The sequence below is a fragment of the Rodentibacter trehalosifermentans genome (genome assembly GCF_002000545.1).
GTDB lineage: Bacteria > Pseudomonadota > Gammaproteobacteria > Enterobacterales > Pasteurellaceae > Rodentibacter > Rodentibacter trehalosifermentans.
In genome coordinates this window covers 1-18,450 of sequence record NZ_MLHL01000015.1, presented here as the reverse complement: position 1 = coordinate 18,450, position 18,450 = coordinate 1, and the positions used below count along the sequence as shown (strand labels likewise).

Here is an 18,450-nt window from a genome sequence, read left to right as displayed (position 1 = left end):
GCGATGAGTGTACAATCTCAAGATATTATTAAGATCTCCGCCACCTCAGGGCTGACCCCTGCACCCCATGCGCGAGATCATAAAGTAGAAGTTGCAAAACTGATTGATGTTTCCACCTGTATCGGCTGTAAAGCCTGTCAGGTGGGCTGTTCGGAGTGGAATGACATCCGCTCCGATGTCAATGCACAATGCGTGGGTATTTATGATAACCCGGTTGATCTTAACGCTAAAGCATGGACGGTGATGCGCTTTAATGAAGTGGAAGAAAACGATCGCTTAGAATGGTTAATTCGTAAAGACGGTTGTATGCACTGTTCCGAACCGGGCTGTTTAAAAGCCTGTCCTGCACCAGGGGCGATCATCCAATACAAAAATGGGATTGTGGATTTCCAATCCGACAAATGTATCGGCTGTGGTTACTGTATTGCCGGTTGTCCGTTTAACATTCCTCGAATGAACCCAGATGATAACCGTGTGTATAAATGTACCCTTTGTGTTGATCGTGTTTCTGTGGGTCAAGAACCGGCTTGTGTCAAAACCTGTCCGACAGGTGCGATTCGTTTCGGTTCAAAAGAAGAGATGAAAATCTACGCGGAACAACGTGTGGCAGATTTAAAATCCCGTGGCTATGAAAATGCCGGACTTTACGATCCACCGGGTGTGGGCGGAACTCATGTGATGTATGTACTACACCACGCAGACAGACCCGAGCTTTACAATGGTCTTCCTAAAGATCCGCAAATTGACCTCACTGTCACCTTATGGAAAGATGTGCTAAAACCGGTTGCCGCTGTGGCAATGGGTGGTTTGGCCTTAGCCGAACTAGGGCATTACTTAACCGTAGGTCCAAATACCGAGACAGATGTGGAAGATCACCACGAAAAATTTGAAAGCGAGGATAAACAGGGAGGAAAAAAAGATGAGTAAATTTGAAATTACCAATGATACCCGTATCGTTCGTCATCGAATCCCTGCCCGCTTAAGCCACTGGTTTTTGGTGATCACATTCTTTCTCACCATGTTTACCGGGATCGCTTTCTTCTTTCCTGATTTTGCGTGGTTAACGGATATTTTAGGGACACCACAGCTGGCAAGAGCCGTTCATCCATTCACCGGGCTTTTAATGTTTGTTGCCTTTGTATTCTTGTGCTCATTATATTGGCATCACAACATTCCGGAGAAAAACGATATTCGTTGGCTAAAAGGTATTGTTGAAGTACTGAAAGGCAATGAGCATGCTGTTGCCTATAACGGGAAATATAATCTTGGTCAAAAAATGTTATTTTGGACCCTGATTCTTGCTATGTTTACCTTATCAGTAACGGGTATCATTATGTGGCGTCAGTTTTTCTCGCATTACTTTTCGATTCCCGTACTAAGATTTGCCATTCTTCTTCACTCAGCCAGTGCATTTATGCTATTCACCGGTATCATGGTGCATATCTATATGGCATTTTGGGTGAAAGGTTCGATTCGCGGCATCATTGAGGGTTGGGTAACCGTTCGTTGGGCGAAAAAACACCATCCGAAATGGTATCGTGAAGAAATTCTCCCTGAATTAGAAAAAGACGGAGAACGTGAAGCAAAAGGTGAAAAAACCAAAGCCTTATTCAAAGGTTTTGCAGACTAAGCCTGAAATTAACTCATAAAAGTGCGGTTAAAAATGACCGCACTTTTTATTATTAATAACGTTATATTGCGATTGCACAACACGAGAAATTTTAATGAAATGTAGGGGTACACTATGTGTCCGTTTATAACAACCTATAGCTGACACACAGTCTGTCCCTACATAGCCTCGAAATCAAATTTGTGTAACTGCGACATAATATGGATTATTGAAGGAATATTATGAGTATCAAAATCCTATCCGAATCGGAAATTAAACAACAAAAAACCAATTCCTATGAAGCACCGGCAATCCTTTTTGCCAATCCGAAAAACCTTTATCAACGCCGGGTAAAACGCTTAAGAGAATTGGCTGATTCACATCCCCTTTCAGATTACCTACTGTTTGCCGCCGATATTGTGGAAACCCAACTCAATACGTTAGAAAAAAATCCGCTACCGAAGCAAACGTTAGAAAATTTAACCGGTGTTGAACCCCTCAATGCGAAAAATTTCAAACGAGATGGCATTTGGCGGGAATATCTTAATGAAATTTTATATGCCATTAAACCCAAAGCGAACGAACAAGTCTCAGCAACAATTGAGATGTTAGAAAAAGCCTCAACAACCGAACTTGAAGAAGTGGCAACGCATTTACTTTCGCAAGAATTCCATTTAGTCAGTGCTGATAAAGCGGTGTTTGTTTGGGCGGCTCTCTCACTCTACTGGCTCCAATTAGCCCAACAAATCCCCCATCATAGCCGGCTCGAAAATGCTGAAAATTTACACCACTGCCCTGTTTGTGGTTCTCTGCCTGTATCCAGTATGGTTCATATTGGCACATCACAAGGTTTACGTTATTTACATTGTTCGTTATGTGAAAGTGAATGGAATCTTGTGCGTGCTCAATGTACCAATTGTGACGGACACGATAAGTTAGAAACGTGGTCACTTGATGAAGAACTAGCCCTCATTCGAGCTGAAACCTGCGGTAGTTGCGAAAGCTATCTAAAAATCATGTTTCAAGAGAAAAATCCTAACGTCGAATCTATCGCCGACGATCTCGCTTCAATTTTCTTAGATGTGGAAATGGAAGAAAAAGGCTTTGCCCGAAGTGGAATCAACCCGTTCTTTTTCCCGGCGCAAGAGGCTTAAAAAAGTGCGGTCATTATTTACAGGATTATGTCACCGTTGCATAAACCATTTTTAGCTCACTTGAATGTGGTTACTCCCAGCTTGTAAAACCGCAAAATGGTCCTGATAAATAAACGCCATACAGCTCGTATGGCGTTAAAAAAGTCAATTGCATTTCAACATAATGCCGATTATTTACCACAATTGACCGCGCTTTTCCTTAGTCAATGAGCTTTAAACTTACTCATCAACCTCCCCCAAACAGCCTACTTATTAATATACTCAATCTTACCTTGATAAATCATTTTAGCTATACCGTTTCTATTAACAACATAATCTAAAAAATATATAATATCGCGCTTCAATTTATAACTTATTAGCTTCTAATAGGGATTTACAATGCTTTCGATTATACAGCCTATCGTAAATAATATTGAACAATTTTTAACAGAAAGTTCAAGCAATGATATTACCAATATATTCTTTGCAATTTTAATTATCCTCTTTTTTATAGCACTTATTTTTCATTTTCTCGGAAAATGGAAAAATTTTACAGACTATTCTCCTACATTTTTAACCTCAATAAGTATCTTAGGTACATTCACGGGAATTGTTTCAGGTTTATTAAATTTCGATATTAACGATATTGACGGCAGTATTAGCCAATTATTAGGGGGAATGAAAACAGCATTCTTAACCAGCGTCATAGGAATTACGCTATCCCTTTTATTAAAAGTTGTCTTCTCCATTTCCATAAAAAAGCATAATAAAGGTTCAACAGATAGCAAGGATTTACTCAATACATTTAATACTCAAGCTCAGCATATTGAAGCATTAAAAGAAGGTATTACCGGGCAAGGTCCTAATAGCCTTTTATCACAAATAAATACATTTAAAACAGAAATTATTGACACAAACCAAAAATTGCTAAATATAATGGGTTCAGATACAGAAGGCAGTTTACTCGGTCAATTGAAATTGTTAAGAACTGATTTTTCTGATCAGCATAAACATATTGAAGCATTAAAAGAAGGTATTACCGGGCAGGGTCCTAATAGCCTTTTATCACAAATAAATACATTTAAAACAGAAATTATTGACGCAAACCAAAAATTGCTAAATATAATGGGTTCAGATACAGAAGGGAGTTTACTCGGTCAATTGAAATTGTTAAGAACTGATTTTTCTGATCGTCATAAACAGCTCGAAAATTTACTTACTCCTATCAATACCTTAACGAATATAAAAGTAATTATTGAAAATCAGCAAAATAATTTTGAGAGCTTCAGATTAGAACTTAAAAAACAAATGGAAAGCTTTGCTGAAATGTTATCAAAATCGGCAACCGAGCAAGTGATTAATGCTTTAAAAGAGGTGATTACTGAATTTAACCAAAAACTTACCGAACAGTTTGGCGAAAATTTCAAAGAATTAAATCGTGCGGTAATGGCATTGGTTGATTGGCAAGAGCGTTATCGTCAACAACTTGAACAAATGATCGAACAGTATCAATTAGGCATCAAAGCTATTTCAGATACTGAAAAATCAGTTCAACATATAGAGCAATCTAGCCAAACTATTCCAACCACAATGGCTGCATTAAGTGAAGTAATGACGGTTAATCAGCACCAGATTAGCGAATTGGCTAATCATTTGAATGCCTTTAGCGAATTAAAAGAAAATGCAGTTAAAGCCGTGCCAGAGATTCAGCAAAATATTCAGACAATGCTTGAGAATGTGAGCAATGCGACACAAAATTTAACCAATGGATTAAGTGCAAGCAGTGAACATCTTGCAAAATCTCTCGAAAATTCGACCGCAAATTTAATGATTGGCATTAATGAAAGCAGTGCAAAACTCACTCAAAGTATTGAGCACTCAACCAATACGCTCAATGAATCCATTCAACAAAATAACCGCTCTTTAGCGGATACCGCAACAACCATTAAACAACGCAATGATGAAATGAGTAAAAATCTTGATAATTCAGTTAAAGAGTTAGAAAAACGCATACAGCGTTGGACAGAGGATTTTGATACCTCCGTTAAGCAAGTTCACAATAGCTTTACTGGCTCAATGGATAAAATGATTAAAGAGCAGATCGAGAGCAGTAAAAAATTAATGAGTGGCTTAACAAGCGAGAGTGAAAACGCTCTAAAAGCCACCACTGAGAGTATGGCTAAACAACTGGGTAATATTGATAAATCCATGCAAGAAGAGATTAATCGTACTATGCAACAGATGGGAAATGCCCTTGCGACAATTACTAGACAATTCACTAATGATTATACCACCTTGGTAAATGAAATGCAGAAAGTGATAAATGCCCACAGACAAAACCGCTATTAAACGAGGCTAAGTGAAAATGATCAATCTCTCTACGTTAATACGCTCAAAAAAGAGGAAGATTCCCAATGGTTGCCAATTTCCGATTTAATGTCTGGCTTGATGATCCTCTTTCTCTTCATTGCAGTCAGTTTAATGCGTAATGCCTTTCAAGAACGGGATAAAGTCAAAGAAGTTGCCATTGCTTATCAGGAAAACCAAGTCGCAATTTACCAAGTATTAATGAAAGAATTTGAGCAGGATTTAGCCAAGTGGAATGCCGATATTGAGCAAGATACCCTCACTTTCGTGTTTAAATCCCCCGATGTTTTATTTGAAACGGGCAAATATGCACTGAACGAGCAATATAAAATGATATTGCGCGATTTTTTTCCTCGCTATATGAATACGATTTATCAATATCAAGACTCAATTAGCGAAATTCGCATTGAAGGGCATACAAGTAGTATTTGGAATACTAAAGTGAGCGAAGATCAAGCCTATTTTTATAATATGCAACTTTCCCAAGACAGAACTCGTGCGGTATTACAATATATCTATCATTTAGATAATTTGCCGAGCAAATATCACGCTTGGATCAAATCCCATATTGCTGCGGTAGGGTTATCTTCTTCAAAACCGATTATCGAAAACAACAGTGAAAATCAGGAAAAATCTCGCCGAGTGACATTCCGCATTATCACCAATGCAGATATCAAAATTAAGCAGATTTTGGAGAATTAATATGAAACTTTCCGTGGACTTTTCTGATCTTTATCAAGCCGTTAAAAAGATAAGTGATATTCAGGATATTTTTACAGGCGATATGCTCCCCATAAAAACATTACAAATAGATAATTTTGATACTAATTTAAGCTCATCAAAAGGTATTGAAGTTAAATTAAGTGATATTGAAATTAAAAGGGGACTACTTACCTATAAAGGAAGACACGTTTTATTATTTATGCCTGATAATACTTATGTTTGTAATCAAAATGGTAAATCCATTAGTGATATTAAAAGGAATCCGGCTCTTGGTAATAAATATCATATTGCTGATTGTAAAACTCTACAAGATATGCGTTTAAATAATCGTATCGATAAATATCACGTTCAAGCCAATCTCAATAATTTATTTCATATTCATAATGATAAAGGCGAAGAAGATGATGTTTCTTTACAAGTTTGTAAAAACTGTTTAGATATGCTTAAGTACAAGGGATACAGTCGTTCTGGCGATTGGAAGAAAAAGAATGAAATTTTTAATAATTTCAATAATGCTGAATTTTTTGAATATTATTCTGCGATTTTTGCAGATATCCCCGATGATATAGGACAAACTAAAATAGGCTACGCTGAAAATTGGCAAGAAATCGCAAATAAAGTAAAAAAGCGTGCCAACTATTGCTGCCAGAAATGTCAGTTAGATTTAAACTTACATCCAAATTTGCTCCACGTTCATCATATCAATGGTGTAAAACAAGATAACCGCCCCGAAAATCTGATTCCTCTTTGTATTGAGTGCCACAGCCAACAACCCATGCACCAACATATGAAAGAAGAAGCACAAAAATATAGTGCGACTATTCAATTATTAAGGCAAAAACAACTTATATAGTAGCAGTAACCCTGAAAGAAATTGTCTTTATTTGTAAAAATCTAAGTCCGTACTTATAAGTTCAATGTATTCATATTAGAATGGTCATAAAGGTTTAGAAGCCCGAATACAAATAACACGCCATCACAACAGCGTTCTCTCTTCTACCATCAGGCAACGGATAATAATTTTTACGAATATCCACCTCGTTAAATCCCTGTTTTTCATAAAGCCGACGTGCCGGATTAGACTCTCGCACCTCCAACCAAAGAGTTTGAATACCCTTTTCTTTCAGACGAGCCATTAATTCATTCAAAAGCAATTTACCCCATCCTTTCCCCTGCATCGCGGGCTCAATGGCGATATTAAATAAGGTTGCTTCATCCAGCACGGTTTGGCAAATGGCAAAGCCGATAATTTGATTATCTTTAACCAGTTTCAGATTCAAATAACGCTCGCCTTGGTTATTTTTCAATGCTCCCAAAGACCAAGGCACAAGATGGGCTTGTTGTTCAATTTCGTATAAACGCTGAAAATCACATTCTTCAATGGTCAAAATTTGAGGCATTAGTTAATCCGCTGAATTTGCTGCCAAAGCGCGCGCTTTGCTGCCGGTGAGGAAAGGAAGTCGGTATAGTTTGGTGAGCGGTAAATGCGCTCTGCCTGCAAACAATAGGGCAAAGTGCGGTCAATTTTTTCTGCGTTTTTCGCTAACAACCAATACTGCACGGGATGATTTAATTCAAGGTGTTGGATTTGATCATAATTCAAACAAAGACAATCTTCTTTTTTCACTCTCAGGCTTAACAATACATCCGCCAATAAAGGTGACTGACTCAAATTTTCATCAGACACCACAATAAGCCGGATATGTTCCGCCACAGTAATTCCCACCGCACCTTGTAATACTTCGGGGCGGTGCAACTGCCATTGAGTGATACCCATTGCTTTTAGAAGAAGACTGCGTCTGTCCATATTAGTCATCAACGGGAAATAGAATCAAACGGATAGCCAATCAAACCTTTCACAATGGCTTTTTCTTCCGCATCCGTCGGTTTTTGTTGATAGGCTTTTAGGCTACGAAATGACAAAATATTTTTTTCTTTATGTACCACGGCGATAAAACGTTGGAAATCCCTGCCGTTACAAGCATAGTAAGAGGAATTTCCATCACTCAATGTTTGTAAATCACATACTTTTTTATTGCCTTCTAAATATTTTGAAACAAGCGTTGGCTCGTGGCTGAGATTTTTGAGGTAAAAGGTTTCACTGAGAATAAATTTACGATTAGTGCGATCCACACTCGCCGCACCGCTTACAAAACGAGGCTCTTCACTTTTCACTGCTTGCGTTTGTTTTACATATTTTTCACCGTTAAATTCAATTTCAATGCCGGCCTGTTTCATACGTTCAAATTGCGCATCTAATTTTTTGAACTGCTCCGATTTTTCCGGCGTTTCCTCTATTTTGGAAGGCGCTTGAGGTTTGCCTTGTAATTGTTCAATTAATTGACAACCTGACAACAACATTGCTGCGGTTGTTGCTAACACGATTTTTTTCATAAAACATTCCTTAACGGTAAAATGGCACAATGCCATGAAATAATTTTTTATCTACACTATATTTGCTAAAATAGCGCATAATTTTAAACCAATAATTCATAGGATTCAAAGCGTGATTTCTCTTGAAAGCGAAGTTTTAGAGCGCCACTTCCCCCTTTTCCACGGAAAATCAATTCTTCTTGCCGGCGGCATAAAGGATCAATTTCCACAGAAATTGATGCAACATTGTCAATCCATTCAAATTTGGAGTAGCTATTTTGATTATGCCCGGAGCCAAAGTGCGGTCAATTTTTCCGTTGAATTTCAAGGCAATGCGGATCTTATCCTTTATTATTGGCTAAAAAACAAACAAGAGGTACAATTTCAACTAATGCAACTTCTTGCGAATGCACAAGAAGGGCAGGAAATGCTTGTTATCGGTGAAAACCGTTGCGGTGTTCGTTCGGTGGAAAAAATGCTCGCCCCTTTCGGCGATATTGCGAAAATAGATTCTGCACGCCGTTGCGGGCTATATCACTTTTCTCTAAAAAAACGACCGCACTTTTCCTTCCATACCTATTGGAAAACCTATCATCATCCTCAACTGCAAGGTCTAACCATCCATAGTTTGCCGGGCGTGTTTAGTGCCAATGAATTGGATGCCGGTACGGCACTTTTGCTTTCAACACTCAATCACCCAATAAAAGGCAAAGTGCTTGATCTCGGTTGTGGTGCCGGCGTAATCGGCTCAATAATCAAAAAAACAAATCCTAAATCGGCTATTGTGATGACCGATATTCACGCAATGGCGTTGGAATCTGCCCGTAAAACCCTTTCGGAAAATCAATTGGAAGGCGAGGTTTTCGCAAGCGATGTGTTTTCTGATGTGAAAGGAAAATTTGACCTCATCATTTCCAATCCTCCTTTCCACGATGGAATTGATACCGCTTATCAAGCGGTAAAAACACTGATTACCCAAGCCAAATGGCATCTAAATCAAGGGGGCGAATTGCGCATTGTCGCCAATGCGTTCCTGCCTTACCCTGATTTATTGCAACAGCATTTTGGCGAATTTGAGGTATTGGCTCAAACTTCAAAATTTAAGGTTTATTCGGTAAAAAATTAATCCATGATGGAAAAAAATTATACGATTAAGGATATTGCAAAACTATGTCAAGTGGGAAAATCCACGGTGTCCCGCGTATTAAACCACGATCCCAAAGTCAGCGAAGAGACTCGAAAAAAAGTCCAAGCGGTCATTGATTCCGTTGGGTTCAAGCCGAATCGTTCCGCCCGTGCAATGCGCGGTGCACAAAACCCCGTGGTGGGGATTATCGTCTCAAAATTCAACTCAAGCGGCGAATCTCAAACATTACGGGCAATTTTGACCGAACTTTATCGACAAAAAATCACCCCGATTATCGTTGAAAGTCAGTTTGACGAAAAACAGGTCGCCCGGCATCTCAATTTATTCAAACAACGCCAAGTGGATAGTGTTATTGTCTTTGGATTTTCTCCGCTTTCAGAAGAAATATTGCAACAATGGCAGGGAAATATGGTCGTGATCGCCCGTTATTTTAAGGATATTTCTTGCGTTTATTATGATGATCAAGGCGCAATCAACGCCCTAATGGAAAAACTGTACACCCAAGGATATCGCCACATCGGTTATCTCGGCATCCATAATCAAGACGAAACCACAGGACGATTACGTACACAAAGTTATTTAAATTTCTGTCTCCAACACCACCTCGTCCCCAATTTTGCTCTCACCGAACTTGATATCGAAGCCGGCTATCAGCATTACGCCAAACTGGCACAACCGTTAGATGCCGTGTTATGCGCCACCACCAGTCTTGCAATCGGTACGGTGAAACATTTTCAGGAAAGCCAACAAATGCTTCCCCTTGCCTACATCGGACAAAATTCCCTGTTGGAACATTTCGTACCAAATTTAATCAGCCTCGATTTCGGCTATGAACAAACCGGAAACCGGGCTGTAGCGTTACTTCTTGAACAAATTCACGGCAATAAAACCATACAACAACAGTTAGTATCATTTCTGCTATCGTAATTGTACTTCCTCAAAAATTATGTAAAATTATGCAACCAAAACATAATTATGCTCAACCTACATAATTTTACATAAAAGGTATAAAAAATGACCATAACTAAATCCGATCCTCTCTATTATCCTCGAGTAGAACTCGCTGATTTACTTGTGCGTAACCTAGCTGAGGGAATTAGTTCTGCCTTCACGTTATTTGCCCCCCGCCGAATGGGAAAAACCCAATTCTTACTCAATGACATCACGAAATCGGCAGAACAACTGGGGTTTAATGTGTTCTACTTCAGTTTTATGAATGAAAACAGAGCGACAATTCAAGGGGAATTTCGGCAAGCATTAATGAAATTCTTAACAGAAATTAGCCCGACATCTGCCTTAAAACAAATTAAAAGTGTGGAAATTTTAGGCGTGAGCATTGAGAAAAATGAAGAAATAACCCAAGAATTACCGATAAATGTGCTGATTGATGAAATTGCCAAAGATAAAAAACCCACCCTAATGTTGCTTGATGAAGTGCAAGAACTTGCACGCATTCCAAAAACTGAAGGCTTAATTCGTTCTCTCAGAACGGGCTTGGACACGAACAAAAATCAAGTAAAAGTCATTTTTACCGGTTCTTCCACAAATGGTTTGCGTAAAATTTTTGATGATATTAAAGCGCCTTTCTTTCATTTTTCGCATACGATTAAATTTCCGAATTTGGATCAGAAATTCACCGACTATCTCGCTGAAATTTATACTCAACGAACAGGGAATAAGCTGGATAAACATCAATTTTTTACCTTATTTGAAAAACTTCAATTTACGCCCCTTTATTTGCGTGCAATTACGCAAGATATGATTATCGATCCAACGATGACATTGGAAGAGGCGGCCGAATCCCGTTTACATCAAATTCACGATCAATCGGATTTTGTAAAAGATTGGCAAAATTTGACCGCACTTGAACAGCAAATCCTATTGTTTGTTCATCGTGGCGAATCGGGATTTTATAAACAAGATATTCGTCAAAAACTTGCCGATGCACTTGGACTTGAAAAAGCCATTTCTACCAGCAGTGTACAAACCAACATCAAAAAGTTAATAAATAAAGAATTATTGACAAAGCAACCCAATGGAAAATTCATCCTAACGAGCGGATTGTTTGGGCAATGGCTTAAGGATAATGTCGAGTAAAAAGTATTCTCGCCAGAATATCGGCTTTCAACAAAATTTGATAAAGCCGACATCATTGTGTCTTTCTATTATCAAAATTGCTTCCCCCTCCAATTCCGTGATCTACCTCACATTTTCTTGATATATTCCCTTTTAATGGGAACGTTCCCATTTACTTTATTTTTCGAAAGCGTATAATCCGCTTCGGTTTAATTTTTATACGAAAAGAAGGTTTTTCTTATGGCTAAACAAAAAATTGATCCGCAAAATGTGGATAAACTGATCCAATTAGTTGGTGGAAAAGAAAATATTTCCGCTGTGACCCACTGTATCACCCGATTACGCTTTGTGCTAAATGATGAGAGTAAAGCAGATAAAGCGGCAATTGATGAATTATCAATGGTCAAAGCCACCATTTCTACGGGGGGCAGTTCCAGGTAGTAATCGGTCAGGAAGTGGGGGATTATTACAAAATTTTGCTCAACAAAACGGGGTTGGCAAGCGTGGATAAAGAGCAGGTGAAAGCTGCCGCACGCCAAAATCAAAAATGGTATGAAAGTTTGATTTCACATATGGCGGATATTTTTATTCCTCTGTTACCTGCGTTAATCAGCGGTGGTTTGATTTTAGGTTTCCGTAATGTGATTGGCGATATTGCGATGTTTGATGGCAAAACGCTGACCCAAATCAGCCCGTTCTGGAACAGTATGCATAGTTTCTTGTGGTTGATTGGCGAAGCGATTTTCCATTTCTTACCGGTGGGAATTTGTTGGTCGATTGCACGTAAAATGGGGACGTCACCGATTTTGGGTATTGTACTTGGGATTACTCTGGTTTCTCCGCAATTGATGAACTCTTACGGCTTAGGCTCACAAATCCCGGAAGCGTGGGATTTTGGCTTGTTCAGTATTGAAAAAGTAGGTTATCAAGCACAAGTGATCCCGGCAATTATGGCAGGTTTAACGCTCTCTTACATTGAGCGTTTTATGACAAAAATCGTGCCGGATTTCCTAAATTTAATCATCGTGCCTGTCACTTCAATTATTTTGGCAGTGTTCTTAGCTCATACGATTATCGGGCCTATCGGGCGTGAAATCGGTAATGGCGTGGCATTCGTGGTGAAATATGCGATGACGGGCAATTTCGCTCCGATTGGTGCGGCATTATTCGGTTTCCTTTATGCACCGCTTGTGGTGACAGGTGTACATCAAACCTCCCTTGCCATTGATATGCAGATGATCCAAAGTATCGGCGGTACACCGGTATGGCCAATCATAGCCCTTTCCAATATTGCACAAGCTTCTGCGGTAGTCGCTATTATCTATGTGAACAAAACCGCAAAATCCCGTGAAGTTGCCATTCCTGCGGCACTCTCCGCCTACTTAGGCGTAACCGAACCGGCAATGTATGGGATTAACCTCAAATATCGCTTCCCGATGTTATGTGCGATGATCGGTGCATCGGTTGCCGGCTTAATTTGCGGTTTATCGGGTGTATTGGCAGGCAGTATCGGTGTAGGCGGCTTACCGGGTATTCTCTCGGTACAACATCAATACTGGGGCGTTTTCGCTCTCGCAATGCTTGCGGCAATCGTGATCCCATTTGTATTAACAACCCTTGTTTATAAACGTAAAGAGAAATTGGGAACCTTATAAGAACATCAAAATGTGGAATAAAGGAATTTTCATCTTTGGTTTACTTTTGGCGTTGCCTCTCGTGGCAATGCCAAAAGCGGATTGGCAACAAGCCATTACACAGCAAGAACAAAAATTAAAAGCCAATATTGGCGTGGCATTGCTTGCCGCTGATGGAAAAGTGCTGTTTGAATATCAGGGGCATCGCCCTTTTCCGCTCAACAGTACCCATAAAGCCTTCATTTGTGGCATTGCATTAGATTTGGCAGACAACAACGGTTTATCCTTCACACAAAAATTACCTATTTTGCCTAAGGAAATTGTCAATTACTCCCCGATTACCCAACACAAAACAGAAATGAATTTGACCGCACTTTGTTCAGCAGCGGTGAGTTATAGCGATAATACCGCCGCCAATCTGATTGTGAAACAGATTGGTGGTATTAAAGCGGTAACGGACTATTTTAAACGACAAGGGTTAAATCAAACCCGTCTTGATCGCCCAGAACCGGATATGAACCGAGATAATCTCAAAAAAGGTTTAGATCTTACCACTCCGATTGAAGCGGCTCAGTTGCTTCAGCAATTTACCTTTGGCAATTTGCTCAGCAACAGCTCAAAACGATTATTTATCCAATGGATGTTCGACGATCAAGTAGCGAATGATTTACTGCGTTCAACCTTACCGCAAGGTTGGAAAATTGCCGATAAAACGGGAGCAGGAAGTAATGGGGCGAGATCGATTATTAGCGTTTTTTGGAAACCTGACGGTACGGCTTATCTGCTTTCCGTTTATCTCACTAATACCCAAGCAACAATGGCGCAACGCAACCAAGCCATCGCAGAAATTGGAAAAACAATTTTTGATCATTTAAAAAGACAAAATTAAGGATTCAAAATGAACAATAAAAACTGGTGGAAAAACGGGGTAATTTATCAGATTTACCCAAAATCATTCCAAGACACTACAGGCTCAGGCACGGGCGATATTCAAGGCATTATCAAACGTTTGGATTACTTACAAACTCTCGGCATTGATGGCATTTGGATTACGCCGATGTACGTTTCACCACAAATCGACAATGGCTATGATATTGCCAATTACCGTGAAATTGACCCAAGTTACGGCACAATGGCAGATTTCGAGCAATTGATTGCCGAAGCCCACAAACGCAATATTCATATTGTGATGGATATGGTGTTCAATCACAGCTCCACTTTCCATCGCTGGTTTGACAAAGGCGAAGACCCGCAAAGCGAATATCACGACTACTACATTTGGCGTGAAACACCGACTAACTGGAAATCGAAATTTGGTGGTTCGGCGTGGAAATGGTCGGATAAAGCACAAAAATACTACCTCCATTTATTCGCCCCGGAACAGGCGGATTTAAACTGGGAAAACCCAAAAGTGCGGTCGGAATTGTTCGAGATTTGCCGTTTTTGGGCGGAAAAAGGCATAGACGGCTTGCGTTTGGACGTGGTGAATTTGATTTCCAAACCCGAACATTTTGAAGATGACTTTGAGGGCGATGGCCGCCGTTTTTACACGGACGGGCCGAAAATCCACGAATACCTGCAAATGCTCAACCAAAATGCTCTCACTCCTTACGGTTTGATGAGCGTAGGTGAAATGTCCTCCACCAAACTTGAGCATTGCCAACGCTATGCCAATTTGGACGGCACGGAATTGTCGATGACCTTCAATTTCCACCACCTCAAAGTGGATTACCCGAACGGCGAAAAATGGACGTATGCCAAGCCCGATTTTGTAGAGTTAAAATCCATTTTTAACTATTGGCAACAAGGTATGCACGGCAAGGCGTGGAATGCACTATTCTGGTGCAACCACGATCAGCCACGCATTGTTTCCCGCTTCGGTGATGAGGGCGAACTTCGCACAACTTCCGCCAAAATGCTGGCAATGTTACTCCACGGAATGCAAGGCACACCCTATATTTATCAAGGCGAAGAAATCGGAATGACGAATCCAAATTTCACCACCATTGAAGAATATCGTGATGTGGAAAGTTTAAATGCCTACGATGAATTGAAAGAAAAAGGCGTGAATGAGGATCTGATTATTAAAATCTTGGCACAAAAATCCCGTGATAATTCCCGCACACCGGTGCAATGGGATGCAACCGAAAATGCAGGATTTTCCGGCGGTAAACCTTGGATTGATGTGGCAAAAAACTATCCGCAAATTAACGTAGAACAGGCTTTGGCAGATAAAAATTCAACATTCTACACCTATCAAGCCTTAATCAAACTTCGCAAAGAATTACCGATTCTAACCGAAGGCGATTACCGGGATTTACTGCCAAATCACGCTTCCGTTTGGGCGTACCAACGCCAAGCCCACGGACAAACCTTAACCGTGTTGACAAACTTAAGCGACCAACCGCAAACCGTGGCGTTGAATGTTAAAGGCGAGGTATTGATGAACAACTACAATGATCTGGCATTAGACGAAAAAGAAGTCATCTTAATGCCATATCAGAGCGTTTATTTACTAAGCTAAAATTATAAGCTCAATATCAAAAGCGATGGAAAGATGTGCTAATATCTTCCCATCGTTTTTTATTAAGGAGGAAAACATTATGATCGTCATCAGTTCAGCTATTAAAAACGGTGCATTTGAAGACAAATACGGCAAACGTGGCAGCCAATTCAGCCCAAACGGAATGCCGACTTATTCCATTCCTTTTGAAATTAAAGATGCCCCTGCAGGTACAAAATCTTTCGCCGTCGTGTTGGAAGATAAAGATGCCATCACCGCCAGCGGTTTTGTGTGGATTCATTGGCTTATCGCCAATCTTGAACGCACCAGCGTGCAAGAAAATGAAAGCCAAACCGCCACCGATTATGTGCAAGGGGCAAACTCTTGGGCGAGTGTGTTAGGCAAATTTGAACTTGACGAAGCCTCCGCCTATGGCGGTATGGCACCGCCAAATTGCCTACACCGTTATGAATTGATTGTCTATGCCCTCGACACCAACCTCGATCTCAAACCGGGCTTCCGTTTCAACGATCTCCACTTTGCCATGCAGGGACATATTTTGGATCAAGCGGTAGTGATGGGGAGTTATGATGTTTAGCGAGATATAAATCTATAAAATTATGCAGTGAAATCATTCCGATTTAGCTGCATACTTTTGTATAAATAAGGGAATAAAAATGAAAAAAGATAAAGAAAATCCCTATGTATTTGCTGTATTTATAGCAATTTTTACTGTTACATCCTACTTCTATTTTTTTCACTTTGAGCAAGGTATCTTTGAAAAAATCACAAATATACCTCTCATTGTTACTTGTACTTTATTAATCTATGTTATTTATCTAATTATTTTTCTGTTCTCCAATAATCCTTATAGCACATCAGCTCCCAAATATTCCTTTCGTTTTATTGTGAATTTCTTACTTTTTTGGGGACTTCCTATTTTGGAAGGGTATATGTTAGCAAACAGCATTGCAATCTACTATACGGGCAATTATGGAAAATTAGAGCCAATATCTATCGCTCAAATAACAGATAAAGAAAAAATCACAGGCGGAAAGGGAGGATCCTCTTATTACCTGTATCTTTATAATAATTTACTCCCAAGTCTGCGTATTAGTAGGGAAAGCTATGAGAAAGCTCAAATTAAGCAATGTGTAGAAATTCAATATAGAACGTCATTCCTTGGGATTTATCGTGATTATTGGAAATTCACAAAATGTCCTGATAAATTCTCACAAAATTTATATCAACCATCATACAACTATATCGATCCTGCACTTTTTAAAAAGGAAATACCAAAAAATCCATTCCCACAGCGCGACATACTTGACTATGAAAAATCCGATCTGATCAAATTTCTATATAATAGCCCCAACAAAGAGTGAATACATTAATTCCCCTGCGCCTTCAAAAACGGCAATAACGAAAGCCCAATCCCGGCGGCACAACACGCCACGAGGATAAAAAAGCCCGTCCAGTGGAACTGTTGCACAATGAGGGCTAAGGGATAGCCTGCAATTGCTGCGCCGAGGTAGGCAAATAACCCCACAAACCCGGTCGCTGTGCCGGGTGTTTTTTTATGAGCACATTCTGCCGCCGCCATACCAATGAGCATTTGCGGACCAAACACAAAAAAGCCCACCACAAAGAAAAGTGCGGTCAATAAAATGGGATTTTCTTTTGGCAGCAACCATAACGCCGTGATGGAAAAGAAAATACCAATGGCAAAAAGCAATGCCATAGGGCCACGGTTACTGGAAAACAGCCGATCCGATCCCCAGCCTGCCACCAGCGAACCGAAAAATCCGCCCATTTCAAACAACGCCAATGCACTGTTGGCGGAGACCAAATCGTAATGATATTTTTCCGTAAGATAAATATCGCCCCAATCATTAATCGCCGTTCGCACCACATAAACGAGGGTATAACTTAACGCCAATAGCCAAATATATTTATTCAAAAAAACATAACGGCGCAAAATTTCCCGCCAATTTAGCCGAGGCGCAAGGGACTCTTGCTTGAGTTCCAATTCGTCATTTCTCCAATATCCGACACTGGGCAGCCCCATTGATTCCGGCGTATTACGCAATCGCCACAGTAGAAAAAATCCAATTGCAATCGCCAATCCCCCTGCCACGGCAAAACCATAACGCCAGCTATAATGCAATGTCACATAGCCAATCAGCAAAGGAATCAAGGCGCCCCCGACATTATGTGCGGTGTTCCAAACCGCCCACCAATGTCCCCGCTCATTTCGGGACTACCAACTCGTCAATAATTTGGAACACGCCGGCCAGCCCCATCCTTGAAACCACGCATTTGCGATCCAAAGTGCGGTCAGAAACAGCACAGAATTTGAAAACCCGAAGAAAATATTGAGTACGCCCGTCATAATGAGCCCTATTGCCATAAAATGACGGGGATTCGATTGATCCGAAAAAATCCCTGAGATAAATTTTGATAATCCATAAGTGATATAAAATAGTGTTGCCATTAACCCAATATCACTTTTCTCAATGCCTAAATCCGTCATCATTTCCGGAACGGCAAAATGGAAACTCTTTCTGGTGAGATAAAACCCCGCATAGCCAATATACATTGCGATCATCAAATGCAAACGCCAGTAACGGTAAGTGCGGTCAATTTTGGGAGAGAATATTGTCATATCAAATCCTCGGCAAAATGATGTTAATTGTGGTGCCGTGTTTTTTCGGCGAAACGGCTTTTTCACGGGAAATTAGCTGAAATGTGCCGCATAAAATATCCACACGTTCCTGCATTCCCTTCAAGCCAAAACCCTGTTTGACCTTTGTCGGGTCAAATCCCTTGCCGTTGTCTTGGATAATCAGCCGAATATCTTGGCGGATAATAATAGAAGGGGCTGA

Annotated in this window: 16 protein-coding genes and 3 pseudogenes; 14 read left to right on the top strand and 5 right to left on the bottom strand. The window is 40.1% G+C overall.

Annotated elements, in window-relative coordinates; all coding sequences use genetic code 11:
- The first annotated feature begins 3 nt into the window (after positions 1–3).
- From fdxH to BKK52_RS02990, 6 genes are all read left to right on the top strand, one after another.
- The gene (fdxH, locus tag BKK52_RS03015) at positions 4–927 is read left to right on the top strand and encodes a formate dehydrogenase subunit beta (RefSeq protein ID WP_077420759.1); all 924 of its coding nucleotides are present in this window, start codon (positions 4–6) and stop codon (positions 925–927) included.
- Complete coding sequence (locus tag BKK52_RS03010) at positions 920–1,630, top strand: formate dehydrogenase subunit gamma (protein WP_077477845.1); 711 nt, start codon at positions 920–922, stop codon at positions 1,628–1,630. The genes fdxH and BKK52_RS03010 overlap by 8 nt, the downstream gene beginning before the upstream one ends.
- 221 nt (positions 1,631–1,851) lie before the next feature.
- Positions 1,852–2,763 carry a formate dehydrogenase accessory protein FdhE gene (gene fdhE / locus BKK52_RS03005; protein WP_077420755.1) on the top strand — a complete coding sequence of 304 codons (912 nt, stop codon included), beginning with the start codon at positions 1,852–1,854 and terminating at the stop codon, positions 2,761–2,763.
- Between the two features lie 378 nt (positions 2,764–3,141).
- Positions 3,142–5,091, top strand: coding sequence for a hypothetical protein (locus BKK52_RS03000; RefSeq protein WP_077420753.1), 1,950 nt, complete (start codon positions 3,142–3,144; stop codon positions 5,089–5,091).
- Positions 5,092–5,160: 69 nt separating this feature from the next.
- Positions 5,161–5,811, top strand: a complete 651-nt coding sequence (locus tag BKK52_RS02995) for an OmpA family protein (RefSeq protein ID WP_244160212.1) — start codon at positions 5,161–5,163, stop codon at positions 5,809–5,811.
- A 1-nt stretch (position 5,812) separates the two neighbouring features.
- Entirely contained in the window at positions 5,813–6,685 is an 873-nt protein-coding gene (locus BKK52_RS02990; RefSeq protein ID WP_077420751.1) for an HNH endonuclease, read from the top strand.
- Between the two features lie 94 nt (positions 6,686–6,779).
- Here BKK52_RS02990 and rimI read toward each other — a convergent pair whose 3' ends face one another.
- From rimI to BKK52_RS02975, 3 genes are read right to left on the bottom strand one after another with little or no spacing between them, the layout of a single operon-like run.
- Positions 6,780–7,232 (bottom strand): ribosomal protein S18-alanine N-acetyltransferase, encoded by a 453-nt coding sequence (gene rimI / locus BKK52_RS02985; RefSeq protein WP_077420749.1) that lies wholly within the window; start codon positions 7,230–7,232, stop codon positions 6,780–6,782.
- Positions 7,232–7,639, bottom strand: coding sequence for a DNA polymerase III subunit psi (holD, locus tag BKK52_RS02980; RefSeq protein WP_077420803.1), 408 nt, complete (start codon positions 7,637–7,639; stop codon positions 7,232–7,234). Before holD ends, rimI begins: the two co-directional genes overlap by 1 nt.
- Positions 7,640–7,647: 8 nt before the next feature.
- Positions 7,648–8,226, bottom strand: a complete 579-nt coding sequence (locus tag BKK52_RS02975; protein ID WP_077420747.1) for a membrane lipoprotein lipid attachment site-containing protein — start codon at positions 8,224–8,226, stop codon at positions 7,648–7,650.
- Positions 8,227–8,338: 112 nt separating this feature from the next.
- Between BKK52_RS02975 and rsmC the strand changes: the two genes are divergently transcribed.
- The 8 genes and pseudogenes from rsmC (at position 8,339) to BKK52_RS02935 (ending at position 16,950) form a co-directional block, all read left to right on the top strand.
- Positions 8,339–9,331, top strand: a complete 993-nt coding sequence (gene rsmC / locus BKK52_RS02970) for a 16S rRNA (guanine(1207)-N(2))-methyltransferase RsmC (RefSeq protein ID WP_077420745.1) — start codon at positions 8,339–8,341, stop codon at positions 9,329–9,331.
- A 3-nt stretch (positions 9,332–9,334) separates the two neighbouring features.
- Positions 9,335–10,279, top strand: coding sequence for a LacI family DNA-binding transcriptional regulator (locus tag BKK52_RS02965; RefSeq protein WP_306291865.1), 945 nt, complete (start codon positions 9,335–9,337; stop codon positions 10,277–10,279).
- A gap of 87 nt (positions 10,280–10,366) precedes the next feature.
- Positions 10,367–11,449, top strand: a complete 1,083-nt coding sequence (locus BKK52_RS02960) for an ATP-binding protein (RefSeq protein WP_077420742.1) — start codon at positions 10,367–10,369, stop codon at positions 11,447–11,449.
- 219 nt (positions 11,450–11,668) lie between these two features.
- A pseudogene (gene treB, locus BKK52_RS02955) lies at positions 11,669–13,083 on the top strand (PTS trehalose transporter subunit IIBC).
- Between the two features lie 10 nt (positions 13,084–13,093).
- A complete protein-coding gene (bla, locus tag BKK52_RS02950; RefSeq protein ID WP_077420740.1) occupies positions 13,094–13,951 on the top strand; it encodes a class A beta-lactamase in 858 nt (285 codons plus the stop codon).
- Positions 13,952–13,960: 9 nt separating this feature from the next.
- Positions 13,961–15,586 carry an alpha,alpha-phosphotrehalase gene (gene treC / locus BKK52_RS02945; RefSeq protein ID WP_077420738.1) on the top strand — a complete coding sequence of 542 codons (1,626 nt, stop codon included), beginning with the start codon at positions 13,961–13,963 and terminating at the stop codon, positions 15,584–15,586.
- 79 nt (positions 15,587–15,665) lie between these two features.
- The gene (locus tag BKK52_RS02940; RefSeq protein ID WP_077477841.1) at positions 15,666–16,163 is read left to right on the top strand and encodes a YbhB/YbcL family Raf kinase inhibitor-like protein; all 498 of its coding nucleotides are present in this window, start codon (positions 15,666–15,668) and stop codon (positions 16,161–16,163) included.
- A gap of 79 nt (positions 16,164–16,242) precedes the next feature.
- On the top strand, positions 16,243–16,950 hold the full coding sequence (locus BKK52_RS02935) for a hypothetical protein (protein ID WP_077420734.1): 708 nt from the start codon (positions 16,243–16,245) through the stop codon (positions 16,948–16,950).
- A 5-nt stretch (positions 16,951–16,955) separates the two neighbouring features.
- On the opposite strand, the pseudogene uhpC reads toward BKK52_RS02935, so the two are convergent.
- Both uhpC and BKK52_RS02925 read right to left on the bottom strand, forming a co-directional pair.
- Positions 16,956–18,230, bottom strand: a pseudogene (gene uhpC, locus BKK52_RS02930) (MFS transporter family glucose-6-phosphate receptor UhpC).
- Between the two features lies 1 nt (position 18,231).
- A pseudogene (locus BKK52_RS02925) lies at positions 18,232–18,450 on the bottom strand (signal transduction histidine-protein kinase/phosphatase UhpB); the annotation flags it as partial.